Raw genomic sequence first — 16,401 nt, 5'->3', positions numbered from 1 at the left:
AAATAGCGTGAAAATGAGAGGGGCCCTCCCTCGTCATTGTTAGACTGACGGGAGCAGCCCCTGCGGATATGAATCGGGCTCGACAATTACTTGCTGGATGTACTGTTGTTCACTCCACTGTGACCGGAAGACGCCATGGCCCCTTAATGATGTAATGAGGCTCGACAAGACTGAATCTCAGCTCGGTTTGATCTGGATTTATTGCGAGATAGAGTGTCTTCATTCCCCCCTGCTCATGATCCTCCCAGCTAAAGGATTCAGGAAATGGAGAATCAGCTGTACGTATTTGAAAATAGTTCAATGTTCGCGGCTTCGCCAGATCAAAGTCCGTGTCAACATCAACACTAACACCGGATGCTATTGTCCTCTCTATGCGTGTGAATGCAACAGGGAAACCGTCAATTTCTGTGGACACATCCACTTCATGGCTGCTGCCGACTTGAGGAACAGGAATGACAACTTCTCCAGCAGACGCAGCATTGCGATCAGATACCTTCAAGTACGGAATGACAACTGTATACGTCTTCATTCCTTCCTCCGTCTCGCGGAAACGAAAATCAGATGGATACGACAAGTCGTTGTCTTGTTGGATTATTGCCTTTGTTCCATTATCATCTTCAACATAGAGTCCGATATCTTCTTCTCCAATTGGCGAAACTCCGTATGAATGCACGATTCTATCTGCAGCCTGAGATTGTGCGTTCAATTGTATGCGCACCAAGCCATCTCCAAGGTCTGTCGGGAATGCTGTGACGCGAATGCCCTGCTGCAGCTCGCTTGCTCCAAGGCGTTCCAGATCAGAAGCTGTCTTGGCGGTGACAAGCTTGAGCGGTCCGATCGTCCTGCCATCAACATACAGCGTAATTTCATTTGCAACCGGAGCAATGGCATCGGTCGTTACACCATAACTGCCGAACCAGTCGCCGGAGGCGCTCCGCATAAACGAGCGGAACGTGTATATTCTATCTCCGATTTCCGCCTGGAATTGTTCAACCTCAGGGACTTCCCGCCCGCGCAGGTTAATGATCGATCCTTCTGCCTGCAGGACAATCCCATCGATGGTTAAGGTTCCCTCGCCAATGGCTTGGACGTAAGGCTTCTCCAGTACATAAGTTTCCTGAGTCGCCTCGCCTTCTTGTACGACACCAATCCCAGGCAGGAAGCGCAGCACCTTCTTCAATCCAGCCTGCACGTCAGGCATCGTGAAAACAACCGCACATAGCAGCAAAATAGCCGCCGCCGCCGCTGCCAGCAGCCTGGCATGTCTGCCGAGGAAACGACGTTTAGCCGATTGCTGCGTGTGCATATGCCCCTCTTGAAGCAGCGAGAGCGTACGTGATTTTATCCGTTCAATTGCGGCCTTGTCTTCAACTTCATCTTGAATGTCGAGCAAGGATTGCTCCAAGGACTGATCGTAAAGTCCATCTTTCAACTCCTGCATCACATCTTCCTTGTCGATCTGATCCATCAGCTTGACTATTTGCAGCTCTTCATTCTTCATTTACTCCATCTCCCTTCTCCGTCATATGCAAAGCTTGTCTCAAAGCTACTCTGCATCGGTAAAGTCGATTTTCGACGGCCTTTTTCGTAAGACCGAATAATTGAGCCAACTGCTCCAGCTCTTCATAGTAAAAATACCGCAGCCAGAACAAGCTCCGATCAGGCTCCCCGAATTTGCGTATGAGATCAATGAGCTCGCGTTCTGTCTCGCTCGACATGGCTTGCTGCTCTGCCGAAGCGCCCGCTATATGGGTGTCTTCTTGCAGGCTTGCAGCATTGGTCAATCGCGATATTTGACGTCTCTTATCGAGTGCCTTATATTTGGCGATCGTGTAGAGCCATGTTCTGAAGGAGCCTCTTTGCCCGTCATACTTATCTATATCATGCCATGCGGCAAGGAACGCATCGCTTACGCACTCCTCCGCATCCTCGGCGCTGCCCCTTCCCGAAAGTATGCGCGTGACAAGTGCCTTCAAGGCAAGCCCATACGCATCAATGGCTTCCTCCAATGCACGCGTATCGCGTTTTCGAATGCGTTCTACCAACCCGTTGTCCTCCATAACCACACAGACCCCCACTTGTAGTGCTATACGTAATACGTCATATGCAAGAGCAATCACTCAATCATTTTGTGAATATACCAAAATTTCCATTATTAAGTTCTCCCTATTATGCGAAAAATCACAGGCGTTGCCGCTTCAATATGATATTTTAACGGGGATGACGGACTTCCATTAGAAGGGAGAGATAGCATGGCTAACGTGCTTGTGAACAATAAGCTTGCCCCCGACATTTACCAGCTGACGGTCGAAGGAGAATACCACGCCTCTATGGGTCAATTCTACATGCTGCGCTGTTGGGGCGCATTCCCTGTTCTGTCCCGTCCCATCAGCGTTCACGACATAAACGAAGGGACCATTTCGTTTCTGTACCGGGTTTCTGGAACCGGCACCCGGCTCCTGTCTCAATTAAAGCCCGGCAACCAGCTTCAGTTGGAAGGCCCCCTGGGCCGCGGATTCCCCGAGCCTGAAGGACGAACCGCAATCATCGGGGGCGGCATGGGGATCGCCCCGCTTCTCCTCGCTGCAAGACGGCTCCCCGATTCGCGGGTTTTTCTCGGCTTTGCGGGAGATCCGTTCGCTGTATCGGCATTTCATGCCATACATGCCGATGTTCATGTTGTGTCCGGCGGCACTATAGCGGATTATGTCGAGCCCAGTGAATACGATACGATCCTCGCCTGCGGACCCGTGCCGCTTATGGAGCTGCTGGCGCATCGAACAAAGGGAACAGGAGCCAAGCTGTTCTTCTCTGTCGAGAAACGGATGGCCTGCGGTATCGGAGCCTGCAGCGGCTGCACCGTGCGGATTGACGGCGTGAACCGCAGAGTATGTGTTGAGGGTCCCGTCTTCTCCGCCGGGGAGGTAGATTTCCATGATCTCCTTAGCCTGTGAGCTGGCAGGCGTGCAGCTGTCCAACCCCATCCTGATGGCATCCGGGACGTTCGGCTTCGGCAAGCCTTATGCAGCTCTGTATCCGCTGGACAAGCTCGGCGGCATCGTCACCAAGGGGCTGACGCTTCAGGCCCGACCCGGCAATACCGGCACGCGGGTATTCGAGACAGACTCCGGCCTTATAAACAGCATCGGGCTTGAGAACCCCGGCATTCCGACCTTCCTGGAGCGCGAATGGGAAGAGATGATGCAGTATGGAACAGCAATAATCGTCAATCTGGGTGGCGGATCCATCAGAGAGTATGCCGAGGGCGCGATGCTGATAACGGAGGCCAGCAGGGAATCGAAGAAGAATGGCCGGAGAGCAGTCGATATGATCGAGCTGAATATCTCCTGTCCGAACGTCAAGGAAGGCGGATTGCAGTATGGGGTAGATACGGATCGTGCTCGCGAGGTTGTCCGTGCTGTCCGCATGGCAACGGACCTCCCCCTGCTCGTCAAGCTCTCGCCGAGCGCCCGCGACCTGACAGAGATGGCCCGCATGTGCGAGGCCGAGGGGGCGGACGGGTTGTCGCTTATCAATACGATTCAAGCGATGGCAATCGATATCAGGAAGAAGCGCAGCGTTTTCGACGGCTTGTATGCCGGTCTGTCGGGACCAGCGATCAAGCCGATTGCGCTGCGGATGGTCCATCAGGTCAGCCATGCCGTAGACATTCCGGTCATTGGCATCGGCGGCATTGCCAGCGCAGAGGATATACTGGAATTCATCATGGCCGGAGCGGCTGCCGTGCAGATCGGAACGTATAATTTCATGCGCTTGCGGGCAGGCGCTGCTCTTGAGGATGAGCTGCGAGAGCTGATGGCGCAGGAGGGAATACGATCATTGGATGAGATTCGGGGCATTATTTAATGCCCCGAACCTCATCCTTATCTTGCCTCAGAGCTAACCACATAAAGTGTTAAAGCCCCCACGGTGCGGTCGAACTGCCCGTGGTGCCGTCGAGCTGCCCGTGGTGCCGTCGAGCTGCCCGCGATGCGGTCATTAAGACGTTTTTTCCGGCTTAACGCTGGCGAGATATTCGTTCGGTGCGCTGTAAGCAGGTTTTTCCGTTTTAAAGTGGCAGGGAACACGATCGGAGTGGCTTTGTAAAAGCTATAACACGATTTTTCCTGCTTACAGCACCCCTTCGCACTGACATTTCTCACGTTAACACGTTATTTCCTGCTTATAGCGGAACAATTGAAGCAGAAGTACAGCTCCCAGCGCGCGGTGTTTCGCTGCATGACGGCGGTCGGTCGACCACGTGCCTATGCTGCATGGGGGGACGCTATCTATTTTCGTACAAAATAATAGGTGAATGTTGAGTTTCAGCGAAATTACCTGCTACAAGAGTCATGTCATTAATAAAGGCCTTTCCCAAAGTCAGCGGTCTGCTGCCTTCGGGAAAGGCCTTCTATCTATGCTGTATTGCAGCTGTATCCGATAAGTACGATTATACGGAGATCGATTGAATCAAGTTTTTCAGCTTGTCTGCCGAACGGTGCAGAAGCTCCCGCTCCGAATCGCTAATATTCACCTTCATAATCTCACGCACGCCTGTCCGATCAACGATACAAGGCACGCCCAGATACACGTCGCTTACGCCATGATAATTGTCCAGCATCGTCGATACGTTCAGCACAGCGCCTTCGTTGCGTAGAATAGCGGTACAGATCCGGTCGAGCGCCAGTGCGATCGCGTAATACGTCGCCCCTTTGGATTCAATGATCTGATAAGCAGCGTCCCGTGTATTGGTGAAAATCTCCTCTTTATCCTCATCAGCCAGCACCAGCTCCGTACCTGCCACATTAGCAAGACTCCACAACGGCAGCTCGGAATCGCCATGCTCCCCGACAATATGGGCATGAACGCTGCGAGGGTCAAGATTCAGCTTCTCACCGATCAAGTACCGGAATCGAGCGCTGTCCAGCAGCGTACCCGAGCCGATAACACGATTGACCGGCCAGTTCGATTTCTTCAGCGAGAAGTAACTCATAATATCTACCGGATTAGAGGCAATAAGCAGAATGCCATGATCGTTGACCTTCAGCACTTCGCCAATGATGCTTTCGTAGATGGAGACATTCCGCTTCAGAAGATCGACACGGGATTCGCCTGGCTTCTGTGCGGCGCCAGCCGTAATAATGATGATGTCCGCTTCGCGGCAGTCTTCATATGTACCGGCCCACACCCTTGTTCTCCCTACAAATGGCAGTCCGTGATTCATATCCAATGCGTCACCGACAGCCTTCGCTTGGTTGGCGTCAATTAATACGAGTTCGTCCATTCGCTCCTTTAACAGCAGCGTATAGGCTGTCGTTGAACCCACCGCACCGATACCGATAACGACGATTCTAGTCTTCTTTGGTTTGCTTGTGTCCATTCCGACACTCCTTTCCCCTATGCGGGATTACGAATTGGGCTGATCATCCAGCGGACGATTCAAATAGTAGTATACCATGGCCATCAAAAGACTTCCTCCAATCAAATTCCCGAACGTGACAGGAATCAGATTATGGAATACGCCTCCCCATGAGATCGTTCCCGGGTGGTCCAGCACAAGAGCGATGGCAAAGGTGCACATGTTGGCTACACTATGTTCATACCCCGAGATGAAGAAGCAGAAAACAAATAGCATCATCGCGAACATTTTGGCCCCGTCGCCCTTCATTGTCATCGGTATGAAGAAGGCGAGACAGACAAGCCAGTTACATAGAATGGCGCGAAAGAAAAGCTCCATCATTGGCGTATTCATCTTTTTGTCCACCACACTCAGCAGGAAGCCGTTCACATTGCTGTCCTCGAACAGCCCTGTTCCCAATATGAGCATCGCAAAGGCGGTAGCGCCAAGAATATTGCCCATATAGCTGGTCATCCATATGCGAACGACTGCGAACCACTTGATCTTCCGTTTCATCGCTGCATAGGTGAAGTAGAACGTGTTGCCCGTGAACAGATCCCCGCCGCCGAAGGCAATAAGAATAATAGCGGCTCCGAAGGTCAGCGCGGCCATCGGATAGGTCATAGGCGAGTGCTCCAAGTAGAAGAAATTACCCGTCTTGAAAGCGACGATTACGCCGAAGCCGATAAACATGCTGGCCAGCATAGAACGGAGTATGAAGCGCGGCTTGCTTTTGCGGTATATGTTGTATTTTTTGGCAGCCAGCTCTACGACATGCTCCAGATGTTGTGCTTCCATAGTTCACCTGCTTCTCTAGTAATCTATTGTTTGTTATATAATACCATACCTTATTTAGGCTGTTTTAGTCGAGCCTGCAGCTTCCGCCGCACCAGCATCCGTATTTGCGCCAGCATTTGCACCGGCGCCAGAGGCAGCTTTGGCCTTCTGCTTCCGAAGAGGAGAGATGACCCAATACATCATGCCTACGAACAACGCGCCACCGACCATATTTCCCAGCGTGACCGGAATCATATTATGGAACCAGCCGGCAATTGTGATCGTATCCGGATGCGGCAGCAGCAGGGCAAGACCGAGAACCGTCATGTTAGCGATACTATGCTCATAGCCCGATGCGATGAAGGCGAACAGCATCCAGAAGATCAGAATGAGCTTCGCAGTATCCTCCTTGGCTCTCATTGAGGTCCAGATAGCGAGGCAGACAAGCCAGTTGCACATCAAGCCGCGAAAGAAGAGCTGCATGACATCGAGATTCATTTTTTTAGCTGCAATCTTGAATAATAGATGCTCTGGTGCAATTTCCGCGAACAAGCCGGTTCCGATGATGATCAAACACAATACCATCGCACCCATCAGATTGCCGAAGTAGCACCAAACCCAATTCCGCCAAGCGTCTCTCCATGTCGTCGCCCTCGATAGCGAGCTGACCGTGAACAGCATGTTATTGCCGGTGAACAGCTCCGAGCCTGCGAAGATGACGAGGGTGAGAGCGATGCCGAAGGACATGCCCATTACGAGCGAGGTTACGGAGGAGTTCGCTGCAGCCAGCGAGGCTCCCACTGTGAAGATCAGCACAATGCCGATGCCGACATAAGCGCCTGCCAAGCCGGAAGAGAGCAGATATCTGAGCTTGCTCTCCTGGAACAGCGCCTTCTTGGCAAGCGCGGATTTAACAACCAATTCCAACGTATCTCTGTACATAACATAACCACTCCTTTGGTTGCTATAAGCAGCTATACCGTCAGGCCAATCTCCACATCGTCGCCTTGGATCGTCACAGGGTAGGTACGAACCTGACCGGTGTCCGGCGCGTATACTTTCCCCGTCTCCAGATTGATCTTCAAGTCATACAGCGGATCGAACAGATCATGCCCGGATACAATGCCCTCCGACAGCGGACCGCCCTTCCTGTGCGGATTCTTATTCTCGACAGCAAAAATGCGGTTATCGCTTGTACGGAATACCGCGATCTCCATACCCTCCACCTTCACCGTGCGCCCGATCCGAACGATAAAATCATCCAAACCTCCAATTCTGAAAGTACGCATCGTCTCCGCCGCTCCAAAGCTTGCCGAGCTTGTCGAGCTTGTCGAATTACCCATATCTACCACTCCGTTCCCTATAATTCATATCAAACTTATCAAAATCACTCACTATCCCTATCTCTATCTTTATCTCTATCTTTATCTCTATCTTTATCTCTATCTTTATCTCTATTTCTATCTTTAACTCTAATTCTAACTTTAACTTTGTTTCTATTATCTATATCTATTTCTATCTTTCCGATCTGTCTCTGATCTTTCCCTGATCTTTCCCTGATCTTTCTCTGATCTTTCTCTGATCTTTTCTGATCTTTCTCTGATCTTTTCTGATCTTGCTCTGATCTTTCTATGATCTTTTCTGGTCTTTTTCTGATCTTTTCTGTCATTGCTCTCTTTTTCTCTTTTCTCTAGATAAGTTGAACTTGATAAAGAACAGCGGAGCGGGGCGGGGGGAAATGATTCTGGAGAAGCGTTAGCGTTCGCCTTTGTTCCCGGAATTTTACCGTTGGTAAAATAAATTCAATAAATTCCGGGAACAACAGCGATCGTAAGAACATTCCCCCTGCCCCGCGGCCCGCTAGTTCATTTCATCCGTTCAACTTGCCCACATTCCCGTACACTTTCTCGCGAATTTCCGTATCGGCGATAACCTCGCTCCATGGATCCTTCAAGCCAGCCAGCGCAATGCCGATTCGTTCATTCAGCGCTCGGCGGCTCTTCTCATCCTCGACAACCGTTTGAATGATTTGCTCCATGCCGACTCGCTCTACCCAATCCGAGGTACGCTCCAAATATTTGGCGTTCTCCCGGTAGTATTGGAGGAAGGCTCCCGTCATCTCCTTCAGCTCTTCATCCGTTTTCACTTTGCAGAGCAGGTCCGCGATCCGCGGCTTAATTCCGCCATTGCCGCCAACATAGATTTCCCAGCCTCCATCATTGCCGACGAAGCCAACGTCCTTCGTACACGATTCCGCACAATTGCGCGGACAGCCATTAACCGCCATCTTCAATTTTGCCGGCATATCCAATCGTTCGAACATCCGCTCAAGCTCGATGCCCATATTCACCGAATCCTGTGTTCCGAAGCGGCAATACAGCGAGCCCACGCAGGTTTTCACCGTGCGAAGCGCCTTGGCGTAGCCATAGCCGGACGGCATATCGAGTGCTGCCCATACATCGGGCAGATCCTCCTTCTTCACGCCTACCAGATCCAGCCGCTGGCCTCCGGTTACTTTGACCATGCCGACATTGTATTTGACGGCAACCTCCGCGATGCGCTGCAGCTCCTGAGGTGTTGTAACACCGCCGTACATCCGTGGGATAACCGTATAGGTGCCATCCTTTTGAATGTTCGCATTCAACCTTTCATTGACGAAGCGGGAGTCCTTCTCGTCCTCATGCTCCTGCGGCCATGCCATGCCCAGGTAGTAGTTGATGGCCGGGCGGCACTTGGAGCAGCCTTCCGTGTTGCTCCATTCCAGCACATGCATCACTTCACGGATTGTCGTCAGCCTTTTCTCGCGGATCGCGGCCACAATCTCGTCCCTGTTCAGTGTCGTACAGCCGCATATACCGGCCTTCTTCGCCGCAGCAGCCGAATATTTGTCTCCCAGCACATATTCCAGAATGCTTCCGACCGTCGGAATGCAACCGCCGCATGAACGGCCGGCGCCGGTGCATGCTTTGATTTCGTCTACCGTAGTTAGTCCTTGCTCGTTGATGGCATTCATGATGGCACCCTTGGAGACGCCGTTGCAGCCGCACACAATTTCCTCTTCCGGCATGGCGGCAATGCGTTCCAGCGGTGATTTGGCCGATGCGGCTGCCGTACCCATAAATTCAGCGTACAGCTCCTCGGTCATTACCGTTTCGCTTCTGATCCATTGCTGGATCATTGCCGAATCCGCCACATCTCCGAACAGTACCCCGCCGACGATTTTCCCCTCCTGAAGGACCAGCTTCTTGTACGTCCGCTTCCATTCATCCTGCTTGCGGATAACAGTAAACTCCTTGCTGTCCATGAACGCTCCCGCCGAGAAAACATCAACGCCGGAAATTTTCAGCTTCGTGGACATCATCGAGCCCTCATAAGGCAAAGTTGCTGTGCCTGTTATATGCTTTGCCAGAATCTGTCCCTGCTCGAACAGGGGTGCGACCAGTCCGTAGCAGACGCCGCGATGCTCATTGCATTCGCCAACAGCATATACGTCCGGAGCAGATGTCCGCATGAAATCATCGACGAGGATACCCCGATTGACTTCAATTCCACTGCCATCTGCAACCGCCGTGTTCGGACGAATACCAACCGCCATCACGACCAGGTCCGCTTCCAGCTCTGTGCCGTCCGTGAAACGCAGCCCTTCCGCCCGAGCGCCGCCATAGATCTCGCTCGTTCCCTTCTCCATCAGAAACTTCAAGCCTTGGCGCTCCAGCTCCGCTTTCAGCATAGTGGACGCAATCGGGTCCAGTTGACGCTCCATCAAATCCGGCATCAGGTGAACAACCGTTGCTTCCATGCCAAGATTGACCAAGCCTTTGGCTGCTTCAAGACCGAGCAGCCCCCCGCCGATGACTGCAGCCTTCTTATACTGCTTGGCTGCATCCATCATCGTGCTGCAATCCCCGATATCACGAAATCCGATTACGCCCTCCATGTCCTTGCCGGGAATCGGCAGCAGAATTGGATTGGAGCCTGTCGCGATAATCAGCTGATCGTAGGGAACTATGGTGCCTTTATCCGTCGTCACTGTCTTTGCCGCTGTATCGATGTGCGTCACATTCGTTCCCGTGTGCAGCGTAATCTTGTTATCCTTATACCATTCCCAGCTGTTCAGAATGATATCATCAATCGTTTTACTGCCCTCTAATACATAGGAGAGCATAATTCGGTTATAGTTGGGGTAGGGCTCTCCGCCGAATACCGTAATCTCATAGCGTGAAGGAGCCAATTTCAATATTTGCTCAATCGTATTTATTCCCGCCATCCCGTTGCCGATAAGGACCAGCTTCTCTTTATTAGCAGTCATCGTTATTCCCTCCAATGTCGTTCCTTAATTGTAGTATGGTTAGCATACTCCACAGCGCAATGGGATGGCGGTGATTATTATCACATGTCATGCAGCATCTCCGGTTCATAATAACGAGAGAGCATCAATCCCATCAGGCAAGTCACTTACTACCTTCATCTTACCTGCAAAACGTCTCCGTTGTTATCAGGGGATTCACTGAAATTCCAGCGCCAACCTCCCTATATTTGAGGTGAGAAATATCACATTTCCCCGTCGCTTCTCCCTTAGTAACAGCGGTGATGATAGTCAATTCATTCCGTTCTGCATACATACCTTGATGTAGGCAAACAAAAAAACGGCAATCGCTCCACCATTTTTGGAGTGCGAGTATGCCGCTAATTTCACCACCATCTTTATGCCGCTCATACTTTATCTATATCGATAAAAATAACCAGTTTTGTAAATAATATTTTTCTATGGTAAAGTTGGTTTTTTTGGTAGTTACATAAGGAGAGGAATGGAACGCAAACATTTCTAAGCATGGGAGGATGACAATGAAAATCAGGTATATAATTGGGATTGTTATTATTCTTTCCATAGGTGGTGTGTTTGTATTTACGTCTAAAATGAATTTCTCTTCTATCATCCAAAATCATGGATTCAAAGAAAATGAAGTGTTGGTTGAGGAAGAATATTCTACTGACTCCAAACATTCTACCACAGTTTTACTAGCTGCCAATCGAAAAAAAATAGCGTTGCTTGGACTTGAAGATAACTTTTTTGGCTACAACGTCAATAAAAATTTACTGTCTATAAAAACAGACCCTACTCCAAAAGATTTAGTAGTTATATCTTTACCAATAATGAAAACCTCGAACGGAGAATCATTTACTGAAAAACATATCTTTTTGGCAGCTTACGTAAATAAGAAAATTAACCGTTCACCTGCCCAAACAGATGAATTTCAAGTAACGACAAGTTATTTTGATATCAATAATCAAATTTTAATGTATGTCCATGCACTAGCCGGAAAAAACAAGAAAAGTTTTGGATCAGATGATGTGCTTTCATACTTGCAAAGTGAACATTATTTCGACTAACTTCGTGACACAAATAATCGGCATAAATCTCCGCCATTCGAACAATGGCAGGCTTATGCCGATCACCTTAAATCTAGTCCTGCGTTCCGAAGAACAGCCCGATCTCGCGCTCTACGCTCTCAGGAGAGTCGGAGCCGTGGATCACATTGAATTCAACAGAAGTGGCATAGTCGCCGCGAATTGTTCCTGATGTCGCCACAGCCGGATTGGTCGCGCCGATCATGCTTCTGGCGATCGCGACTGCGTTGTCCCCTTCCAGAATCATCGCGAATACAGAACCGGACGTTATGTAATCCGCCAACTCATCGAAGAATGGCTTCCCAACATGCTGGGAATAGTGGCGTTCCGCCAATGCTCTGTCCACACGCATAATCTTAGCTTCCACCAATCGAAATCCCCGATGCTCGAAACGTCTGACAATATCGCCAACCAGTCCCCGATGCACGCCGTCGGGCTTCACCATAATAAATGTACGCGTCTTCTCCATGATCACCATCTCCTTCTCCACTGTTGCAGCATATCTACATTCTATCCCAGATGGACGACAATCGGTATGAGATTTATCACAATGCTGATATCCTGTTGCTAAATATACCAAATGAGAGCATTGATCCCTCTCATATATTATTTACCCATAATAACTCTATTATGTTATAATTTTAAAAAAATGAGCGGCATGTCCCTTTAGCAGCTTATCTTAACTTACATCATTCGGGGTGAATCGCAGTATGAGTACCGAGTCAAAACCGTCCACCAATAGTTGGGCAACCTATAAGTGGGTTGTCAGCCATCTCCGGCCGTATCGTGGCAAAATGGCTGTCATTATCTGCTGCGGGTTAATTGCAGCCGCAGGCGAGCTGCTCTCCCCGTTCCTGATCCAACGATTGATCGACAAAGTCATACCGGAACAGGACAAGCTTGGATTCTATCAGATTCTCGGAATGCTGACAGCTGCTTTCCTAGTTATTCTTGTCTGCAGCTTAACGAGAAATATACTGCAGAGCAAGGTGAGCGCAAGCGCTGCCCGCGACCTGCAGTACAATGCGCTGCTCCATCTGCGCAAGCTCGGCTTCTCCTATTACGAGCAACGCCCGGTAGGCGAGACGCTCTCGCTGTTGAATCACAAGGTCCAGTCTGCTGAGCTTGTATTCAAGCGATTCTTTCCAGAGATTGTCCAGCTATGCTTGTTCCTTGTCGCGGCAGCCTGCCTGCTGCTCTATCAATCTGCGCTGCTGTCTCTCATCATTCTTCCCTGCTTCGCTACCTACTATTTTTTCGGTCCCAGGCTGGATCGCAAGTTCTCCCGATTATCCCGCAAGATGGCTGAGGATCGCACGTCCTTCGACAAAAAGGTCTATGAAAGCGTATCCGGTGCGCGGGAATTCCGTGCATTCGGTTCCGAGGAATGGGATATCAGCCGCAATCGCGGCTTGTTCAAGAATGTCACGCGCACGACACTCTCCTGGGTGTTTATCGGTCACTTTCGGTGGAGCCTGCGCAGCTTTCTTTTCCAAATTGGAACAGTCAGCATCTTCGTTCTCGGCTACTTCCTTATCCAGTGGGGCTGGATGACAGTCGGTCAGTTCATCGCCTTCCTTCTCGTGTATGGCATCTTCATGTTCCGCTTGTCCTATTTGATCTCACAGTTCATTGAGCAGAATATGATGCTTCAGGAAGTATCCCTGCTGTATGATCTTGTTCACACAGTCCCAATGCTGGAAGAGCCTGCTCAGCCAGCAAGGCTGGAACGGATAAAAGGCGCGCTTTCCTTTGACAACGTACAATTCGCTTACCCTGACCGCCCGCCAGTGCTAAAAGGAATTACAATGGATATCCGTGCAGGCGAACGTGTCGCAATCGTTGGGACGAGCGGCAACGGCAAATCCACGCTATTGAAGCTGCTCGACCGCTTCTATGATCCGACAGCAGGCGAGATCCGTCTTGACGGCATCCCGCTTCAACGCCTTTCGTTCAATGATCTGCGCGGCTCAATCGGCTATGTGTTTCAGGACACTTACTTATTCGGCAACACGGTCCGTGAAAATATCCGCTTCGGCAATCCCGAGGCCTCCGACGAGGAGATTGAGGCGGCAGCGAAAGCCGCTCATGCGCATACCTTCATTACCGAGCTGTCGGATGGTTACGACACCATGGTTGGAGAGCGCGGCATGAAGCTGTCCGGCGGACAGAAGCAGCGGATCGCCATCGCTCGCATGATGATCAAGAATCCTAAAATATTGCTTCTGGATGAAGCGACCTCCGCGCTAGATAATGTGAGCGAAAACGTTGTTCTTGATGCGCTTCAGCAGCTGCTGACAGGCCGCACAACCATCGCCGTTGCGCATAGGCTCAGCACCGTCAAGGATTACGACCGAATCGTCGTTCTCGACGGCGGCGTAATTGCAGAGCAGGGCTCCTATGATGAATTGATCGAGCAGCGCGGCCTCTTCTATCAATTGGCCGCCGGAGAGAAGCGGACGGATGACACCACGCAAGCCGCCGTCCCCGCTGGAGGTGAAGCCATTGTTCTATCTTAAATGGATTTGGGCCCAAATCGCCACAATACGCGGCGGGTTCATCATTGCTATTCTTTTTATGCTAATTGAGACAGGCTCTGGCATCGCATCAACGTACTTGCAGAAGTACATTATCGACGATGTCTTCATACAGGGAAAGTATCACATGCTCCCGACTTATCTGCTCTGGTTCGGCCTCACGTTTCTATTGAGCTCGGCATTCTTCACGATCGCGGCTTACAGATATGTGTACAACGAGTATGTGATGGATGACATTCTGTTGATTCGCATGCTTCGCCGCTTCTTCCGAATTCCGATGTCTCGGGTACAAAATGAGCGGACCGCGCGTTATGTGCAATACATTACGGAGGACCTGCACAAGGGCGGCAGCATGATCGGCTATCATTCGCCGAACGGCATCCAGCGTCTGCTGCATGTCTCGCTGCTGATGGGGATTGTTGGCTGGCATAGTCCGATGCTGCTGCTGGCGGTAACTGTGTTCAGCGTCGTCTATATTGTCGGCTCGAATTATTTTGCCAAGCGGATTAAGGTTGTTCATCGTGAAGTTGAAGACAATCGCACCAAATTATCCGTCCATCTCGAAGAGAGCATCTCAGCGACAAGGGAAACGATCGCCTACCATCGAACCGCATGGGAAGCGGCAATCTATCAGCTGCTATATAAAAATTACTTCAACTCTGTCATGCGGGAAGCCAAGGAGATCAACAAACAGACGCTGTTTGTCGATCCGCTTCGCTGGGTAATAACGCTCGCCATTCTCGGCTTTGGAGGCTATCAGCTCTTCACAGGCAGCCTGACGTTGGGAGCTTTCGTCATTGTGTTCCAATTCACGAATCAATTGATGGAATCGTTCCAGCGATTGTTCCGCTATATTATGGACGTGTCCGGCATGCTGGCCAATATCGACCGCATGGAGTTGCTCATGAATGAAGAGCAGGTTGATCCCGGCACATTGCCCCTGCCCGAACCTGAGCCTGTGGAGAGCATTGCATTCCATGGTGTCGAATTCGCATATTCATCGAATGATCGAAAGGTATTGCAGAATGTCAGCTTCGAGATTCCGTCGGGGCTGAAGGTTGCTTTCGTCGGCGCGAGCGGTGGCGGCAAATCGACTATTGCCCAGCTGCTCGTCCGATTCTACGACCCGACAGCCGGACAGATTATCGTGAATGGCAAGCCGCTCAAGGATATTCGCGTGGAAGATTGGAATCGGCGCGTTCGCATCGTATTCCAGGACCCTTATATGATGGCAGATACGCTGAGCACCAATCTGACCTTCGGCCGCGATGGGATCGGCGAAGCTGCCATTGAGGAAGCCTGCCGCTCCGCGCAGCTGTATGAGGACATCTCCAGACTGCCCAATACATTCCAGGAAGAGATCGGGGAACGCGGTGTCCAACTGTCCGGCGGTCAGAAGCAGCGTCTTGCCCTCGCCCGCGCGCTATTGGACGAACCAGAAATTCTCATTCTGGACGAGGCTACCTCCTCGCTCGATCTGGAGACAGAACGGCGACTGCAGGAACGGCTGGACAAGCTGCGCGTCGGCAAAACAACCATCATTATCGCCCACCGGCTGTCAACCGTCCGCAATGCTGACCTCATCTTCGTCATGGCCGAAGGCCGCGTTGTCGAGCAGGGCACGCATGATGAACTGGTCGCTCATGGTCAGGTATACCCATCGCTGCTGATCGCGCAAAGCCAGGCGGTTGCGGGGTAGCGGCAAGTGTTCTGTCTGCAACGCTGCAATCCAACGGTCGGCAGCGTTGCGCCGACCAGATAATAAGGCGGCAAAAAGAGGCGCGGAGCCGCCGCAAAGGGCCGCCGCAATGAGCTGCTTTAAGACCGCGAGAGTCACCGCTTGTCACTGGCTAACCTCACAATGCGGTCGAACTGCCGCCGCGCAACACCACACCGCGCACTGGAAGTTATGCGCGGTACAGAAGACGAAAAAGCTTTCCCTAAGTAGCTTGCTCTGCTACTTAGGGAAAGCTTTTTACATGAGAGCCCCCACCACCGCTCGCTTACTCCAGCAATCACTTCTGCCATCTGTAAGAGGTTTTTTCAGGCTTACGGCGCACCTCACTTCACTTTTCCGTGCTGTAACACTGAATTTGAGACTGTCGATTAACTGTTTACAAATGAGGGAGATTCTACTTTCTTTGTGAAAGAGGCGATGGGAAATGGGTAAATATGGGTAATTTGGCGAGGTGGAGCACATGGTGATGTGTTTTCGAGAGCTGACTGCTGCTTTTTTACCTTATGTGGCTGGCTTCGTGAGTTGCTTAGCATGTCGAAGAA

The 16,401-nt window shown here is 50.9% G+C and carries 14 protein-coding genes; 5 read left to right on the top strand and 9 right to left on the bottom strand.

The window, feature by feature from the left end:
* Positions 1-109 precede the first annotated feature (109 nt).
* Positions 110-1,501 carry a hypothetical protein gene (locus L6H65_RS23470; protein WP_236345665.1) on the bottom strand — a complete coding sequence of 464 codons (1,392 nt, stop codon included), beginning with the start codon at positions 1,499-1,501 and terminating at the stop codon, positions 110-112.
* Positions 1,491-2,045, bottom strand: a complete 555-nt coding sequence (locus L6H65_RS23465; protein ID WP_236345662.1) for a sigma-70 family RNA polymerase sigma factor — start codon at positions 2,043-2,045, stop codon at positions 1,491-1,493. Before L6H65_RS23465 ends, L6H65_RS23470 begins: the two co-directional genes overlap by 11 nt.
* A 207-nt stretch (positions 2,046-2,252) precedes the next feature.
* On the opposite strand from L6H65_RS23465, the gene L6H65_RS23460 reads away from it, so the two are divergent.
* Entirely contained in the window at positions 2,253-2,954 is a 702-nt protein-coding gene (locus L6H65_RS23460) for a dihydroorotate dehydrogenase electron transfer subunit (RefSeq protein WP_236345646.1), read from the top strand.
* Positions 2,935-3,867, top strand: coding sequence for a dihydroorotate dehydrogenase (locus tag L6H65_RS23455; protein ID WP_236345643.1), 933 nt, complete (start codon positions 2,935-2,937; stop codon positions 3,865-3,867). Before L6H65_RS23460 ends, L6H65_RS23455 begins: the two co-directional genes overlap by 20 nt.
* A 583-nt stretch (positions 3,868-4,450) precedes the next feature.
* Here L6H65_RS23455 and L6H65_RS23450 read toward each other — a convergent pair.
* The 6 genes from L6H65_RS23450 to nirB all read right to left on the bottom strand — a co-directional run bounded on the left by L6H65_RS23450 (position 4,451) and on the right by nirB (position 10,484).
* Entirely contained in the window at positions 4,451-5,380 is a 930-nt protein-coding gene (locus L6H65_RS23450) for an L-lactate dehydrogenase (RefSeq protein ID WP_236345626.1), read from the bottom strand.
* Between the two features lie 27 nt (positions 5,381-5,407).
* On the bottom strand, positions 5,408-6,196 hold the full coding sequence (locus L6H65_RS23445) for a formate/nitrite transporter family protein (protein WP_236345609.1): 789 nt from the start codon (positions 6,194-6,196) through the stop codon (positions 5,408-5,410).
* A 54-nt stretch (positions 6,197-6,250) separates the two neighbouring features.
* Positions 6,251-7,117 (bottom strand): formate/nitrite transporter family protein, encoded by an 867-nt coding sequence (locus L6H65_RS23440; protein WP_236345606.1) that lies wholly within the window; start codon positions 7,115-7,117, stop codon positions 6,251-6,253.
* A gap of 32 nt (positions 7,118-7,149) precedes the next feature.
* Positions 7,150-7,464 carry a nitrite reductase small subunit NirD gene (nirD, locus tag L6H65_RS23435; protein ID WP_236345887.1) on the bottom strand — a complete coding sequence of 105 codons (315 nt, stop codon included), beginning with the start codon at positions 7,462-7,464 and terminating at the stop codon, positions 7,150-7,152.
* Between the two features lie 98 nt (positions 7,465-7,562).
* Positions 7,563-7,844 carry a hypothetical protein gene (locus L6H65_RS23430; protein ID WP_236345591.1) on the bottom strand — a complete coding sequence of 94 codons (282 nt, stop codon included), beginning with the start codon at positions 7,842-7,844 and terminating at the stop codon, positions 7,563-7,565.
* Positions 7,845-8,045: 201 nt separating this feature from the next.
* The gene (nirB, locus tag L6H65_RS23425) at positions 8,046-10,484 is read right to left on the bottom strand and encodes a nitrite reductase large subunit NirB (RefSeq protein WP_236345588.1); all 2,439 of its coding nucleotides are present in this window, start codon (positions 10,482-10,484) and stop codon (positions 8,046-8,048) included.
* A 536-nt stretch (positions 10,485-11,020) separates the two neighbouring features.
* On the opposite strand from nirB, the gene L6H65_RS23420 reads away from it, so the two are divergent.
* Entirely contained in the window at positions 11,021-11,566 is a 546-nt protein-coding gene (locus L6H65_RS23420) for a hypothetical protein (protein ID WP_236345584.1), read from the top strand.
* Positions 11,567-11,639: 73 nt separating this feature from the next.
* Here L6H65_RS23420 and ndk read toward each other — a convergent pair whose 3' ends face one another.
* Positions 11,640-12,053, bottom strand: a complete 414-nt coding sequence (gene ndk / locus L6H65_RS23415) for a nucleoside-diphosphate kinase (protein WP_236345568.1) — start codon at positions 12,051-12,053, stop codon at positions 11,640-11,642.
* Positions 12,054-12,294: 241 nt separating this feature from the next.
* Here ndk and L6H65_RS23410 point away from each other — a divergent pair, with 241 nt between their 5' ends.
* Positions 12,295-14,103 carry an ABC transporter ATP-binding protein gene (locus L6H65_RS23410; RefSeq protein ID WP_236345564.1) on the top strand — a complete coding sequence of 603 codons (1,809 nt, stop codon included), beginning with the start codon at positions 12,295-12,297 and terminating at the stop codon, positions 14,101-14,103.
* Positions 14,048-15,820 (top strand): ABC transporter ATP-binding protein, encoded by a 1,773-nt coding sequence (locus L6H65_RS23405; RefSeq protein WP_236345562.1) that lies wholly within the window; start codon positions 14,048-14,050, stop codon positions 15,818-15,820. Before L6H65_RS23410 ends, L6H65_RS23405 begins: the two co-directional genes overlap by 56 nt.
* Positions 15,821-16,401 lie beyond the last annotated feature (581 nt).

The organism is Paenibacillus plantiphilus (assembly GCF_927798095.1).
GTDB lineage: Bacteria > Bacillota > Bacilli > Paenibacillales > Paenibacillaceae > Paenibacillus_Z > Paenibacillus_Z plantiphilus.
The sequence above is the reverse complement of the archived record's forward strand: the minus strand, read 5'-3'. Positions and strand labels throughout refer to the sequence as shown.

What these genes read in the sequence shown, in the direction of transcription:
- L6H65_RS23410 (WP_236345564.1), top strand. Translation starts at nt 12,295, where the DNA reads ATGAGTACCGAGTCAAAACCGTCCACCAATAGTTGGGCAACCTATAAG.
- nirB (WP_236345588.1), bottom strand. Translation starts at nt 10,484, where the DNA reads ATGACTGCTAATAAAGAGAAGCTGGTCCTTATCGGCAACGGGATGGCG.
- L6H65_RS23420 (WP_236345584.1), top strand. Translation starts at nt 11,021, where the DNA reads ATGAAAATCAGGTATATAATTGGGATTGTTATTATTCTTTCCATAGGT.
- nirD (WP_236345887.1), bottom strand. Translation starts at nt 7,464, where the DNA reads ATGCGTACTTTCAGAATTGGAGGTTTGGATGATTTTATCGTTCGGATC.
- L6H65_RS23450 (WP_236345626.1), bottom strand. Translation starts at nt 5,380, where the DNA reads ATGGACACAAGCAAACCAAAGAAGACTAGAATCGTCGTTATCGGTATC.
- L6H65_RS23405 (WP_236345562.1), top strand. Translation starts at nt 14,048, where the DNA reads ATGACACCACGCAAGCCGCCGTCCCCGCTGGAGGTGAAGCCATTGTTC.
- L6H65_RS23460 (WP_236345646.1), top strand. Translation starts at nt 2,253, where the DNA reads ATGGCTAACGTGCTTGTGAACAATAAGCTTGCCCCCGACATTTACCAG.
- L6H65_RS23455 (WP_236345643.1), top strand. Translation starts at nt 2,935, where the DNA reads ATGATCTCCTTAGCCTGTGAGCTGGCAGGCGTGCAGCTGTCCAACCCC.
- ndk (WP_236345568.1), bottom strand. Translation starts at nt 12,053, where the DNA reads ATGGAGAAGACGCGTACATTTATTATGGTGAAGCCCGACGGCGTGCAT.
- L6H65_RS23430 (WP_236345591.1), bottom strand. Translation starts at nt 7,844, where the DNA reads ATGACAGAAAAGATCAGAAAAAGACCAGAAAAGATCATAGAAAGATCA.
- L6H65_RS23470 (WP_236345665.1), bottom strand. Translation starts at nt 1,501, where the DNA reads ATGAAGAATGAAGAGCTGCAAATAGTCAAGCTGATGGATCAGATCGAC.
- L6H65_RS23445 (WP_236345609.1), bottom strand. Translation starts at nt 6,196, where the DNA reads ATGGAAGCACAACATCTGGAGCATGTCGTAGAGCTGGCTGCCAAAAAA.
- L6H65_RS23440 (WP_236345606.1), bottom strand. Translation starts at nt 7,117, where the DNA reads ATGTACAGAGATACGTTGGAATTGGTTGTTAAATCCGCGCTTGCCAAG.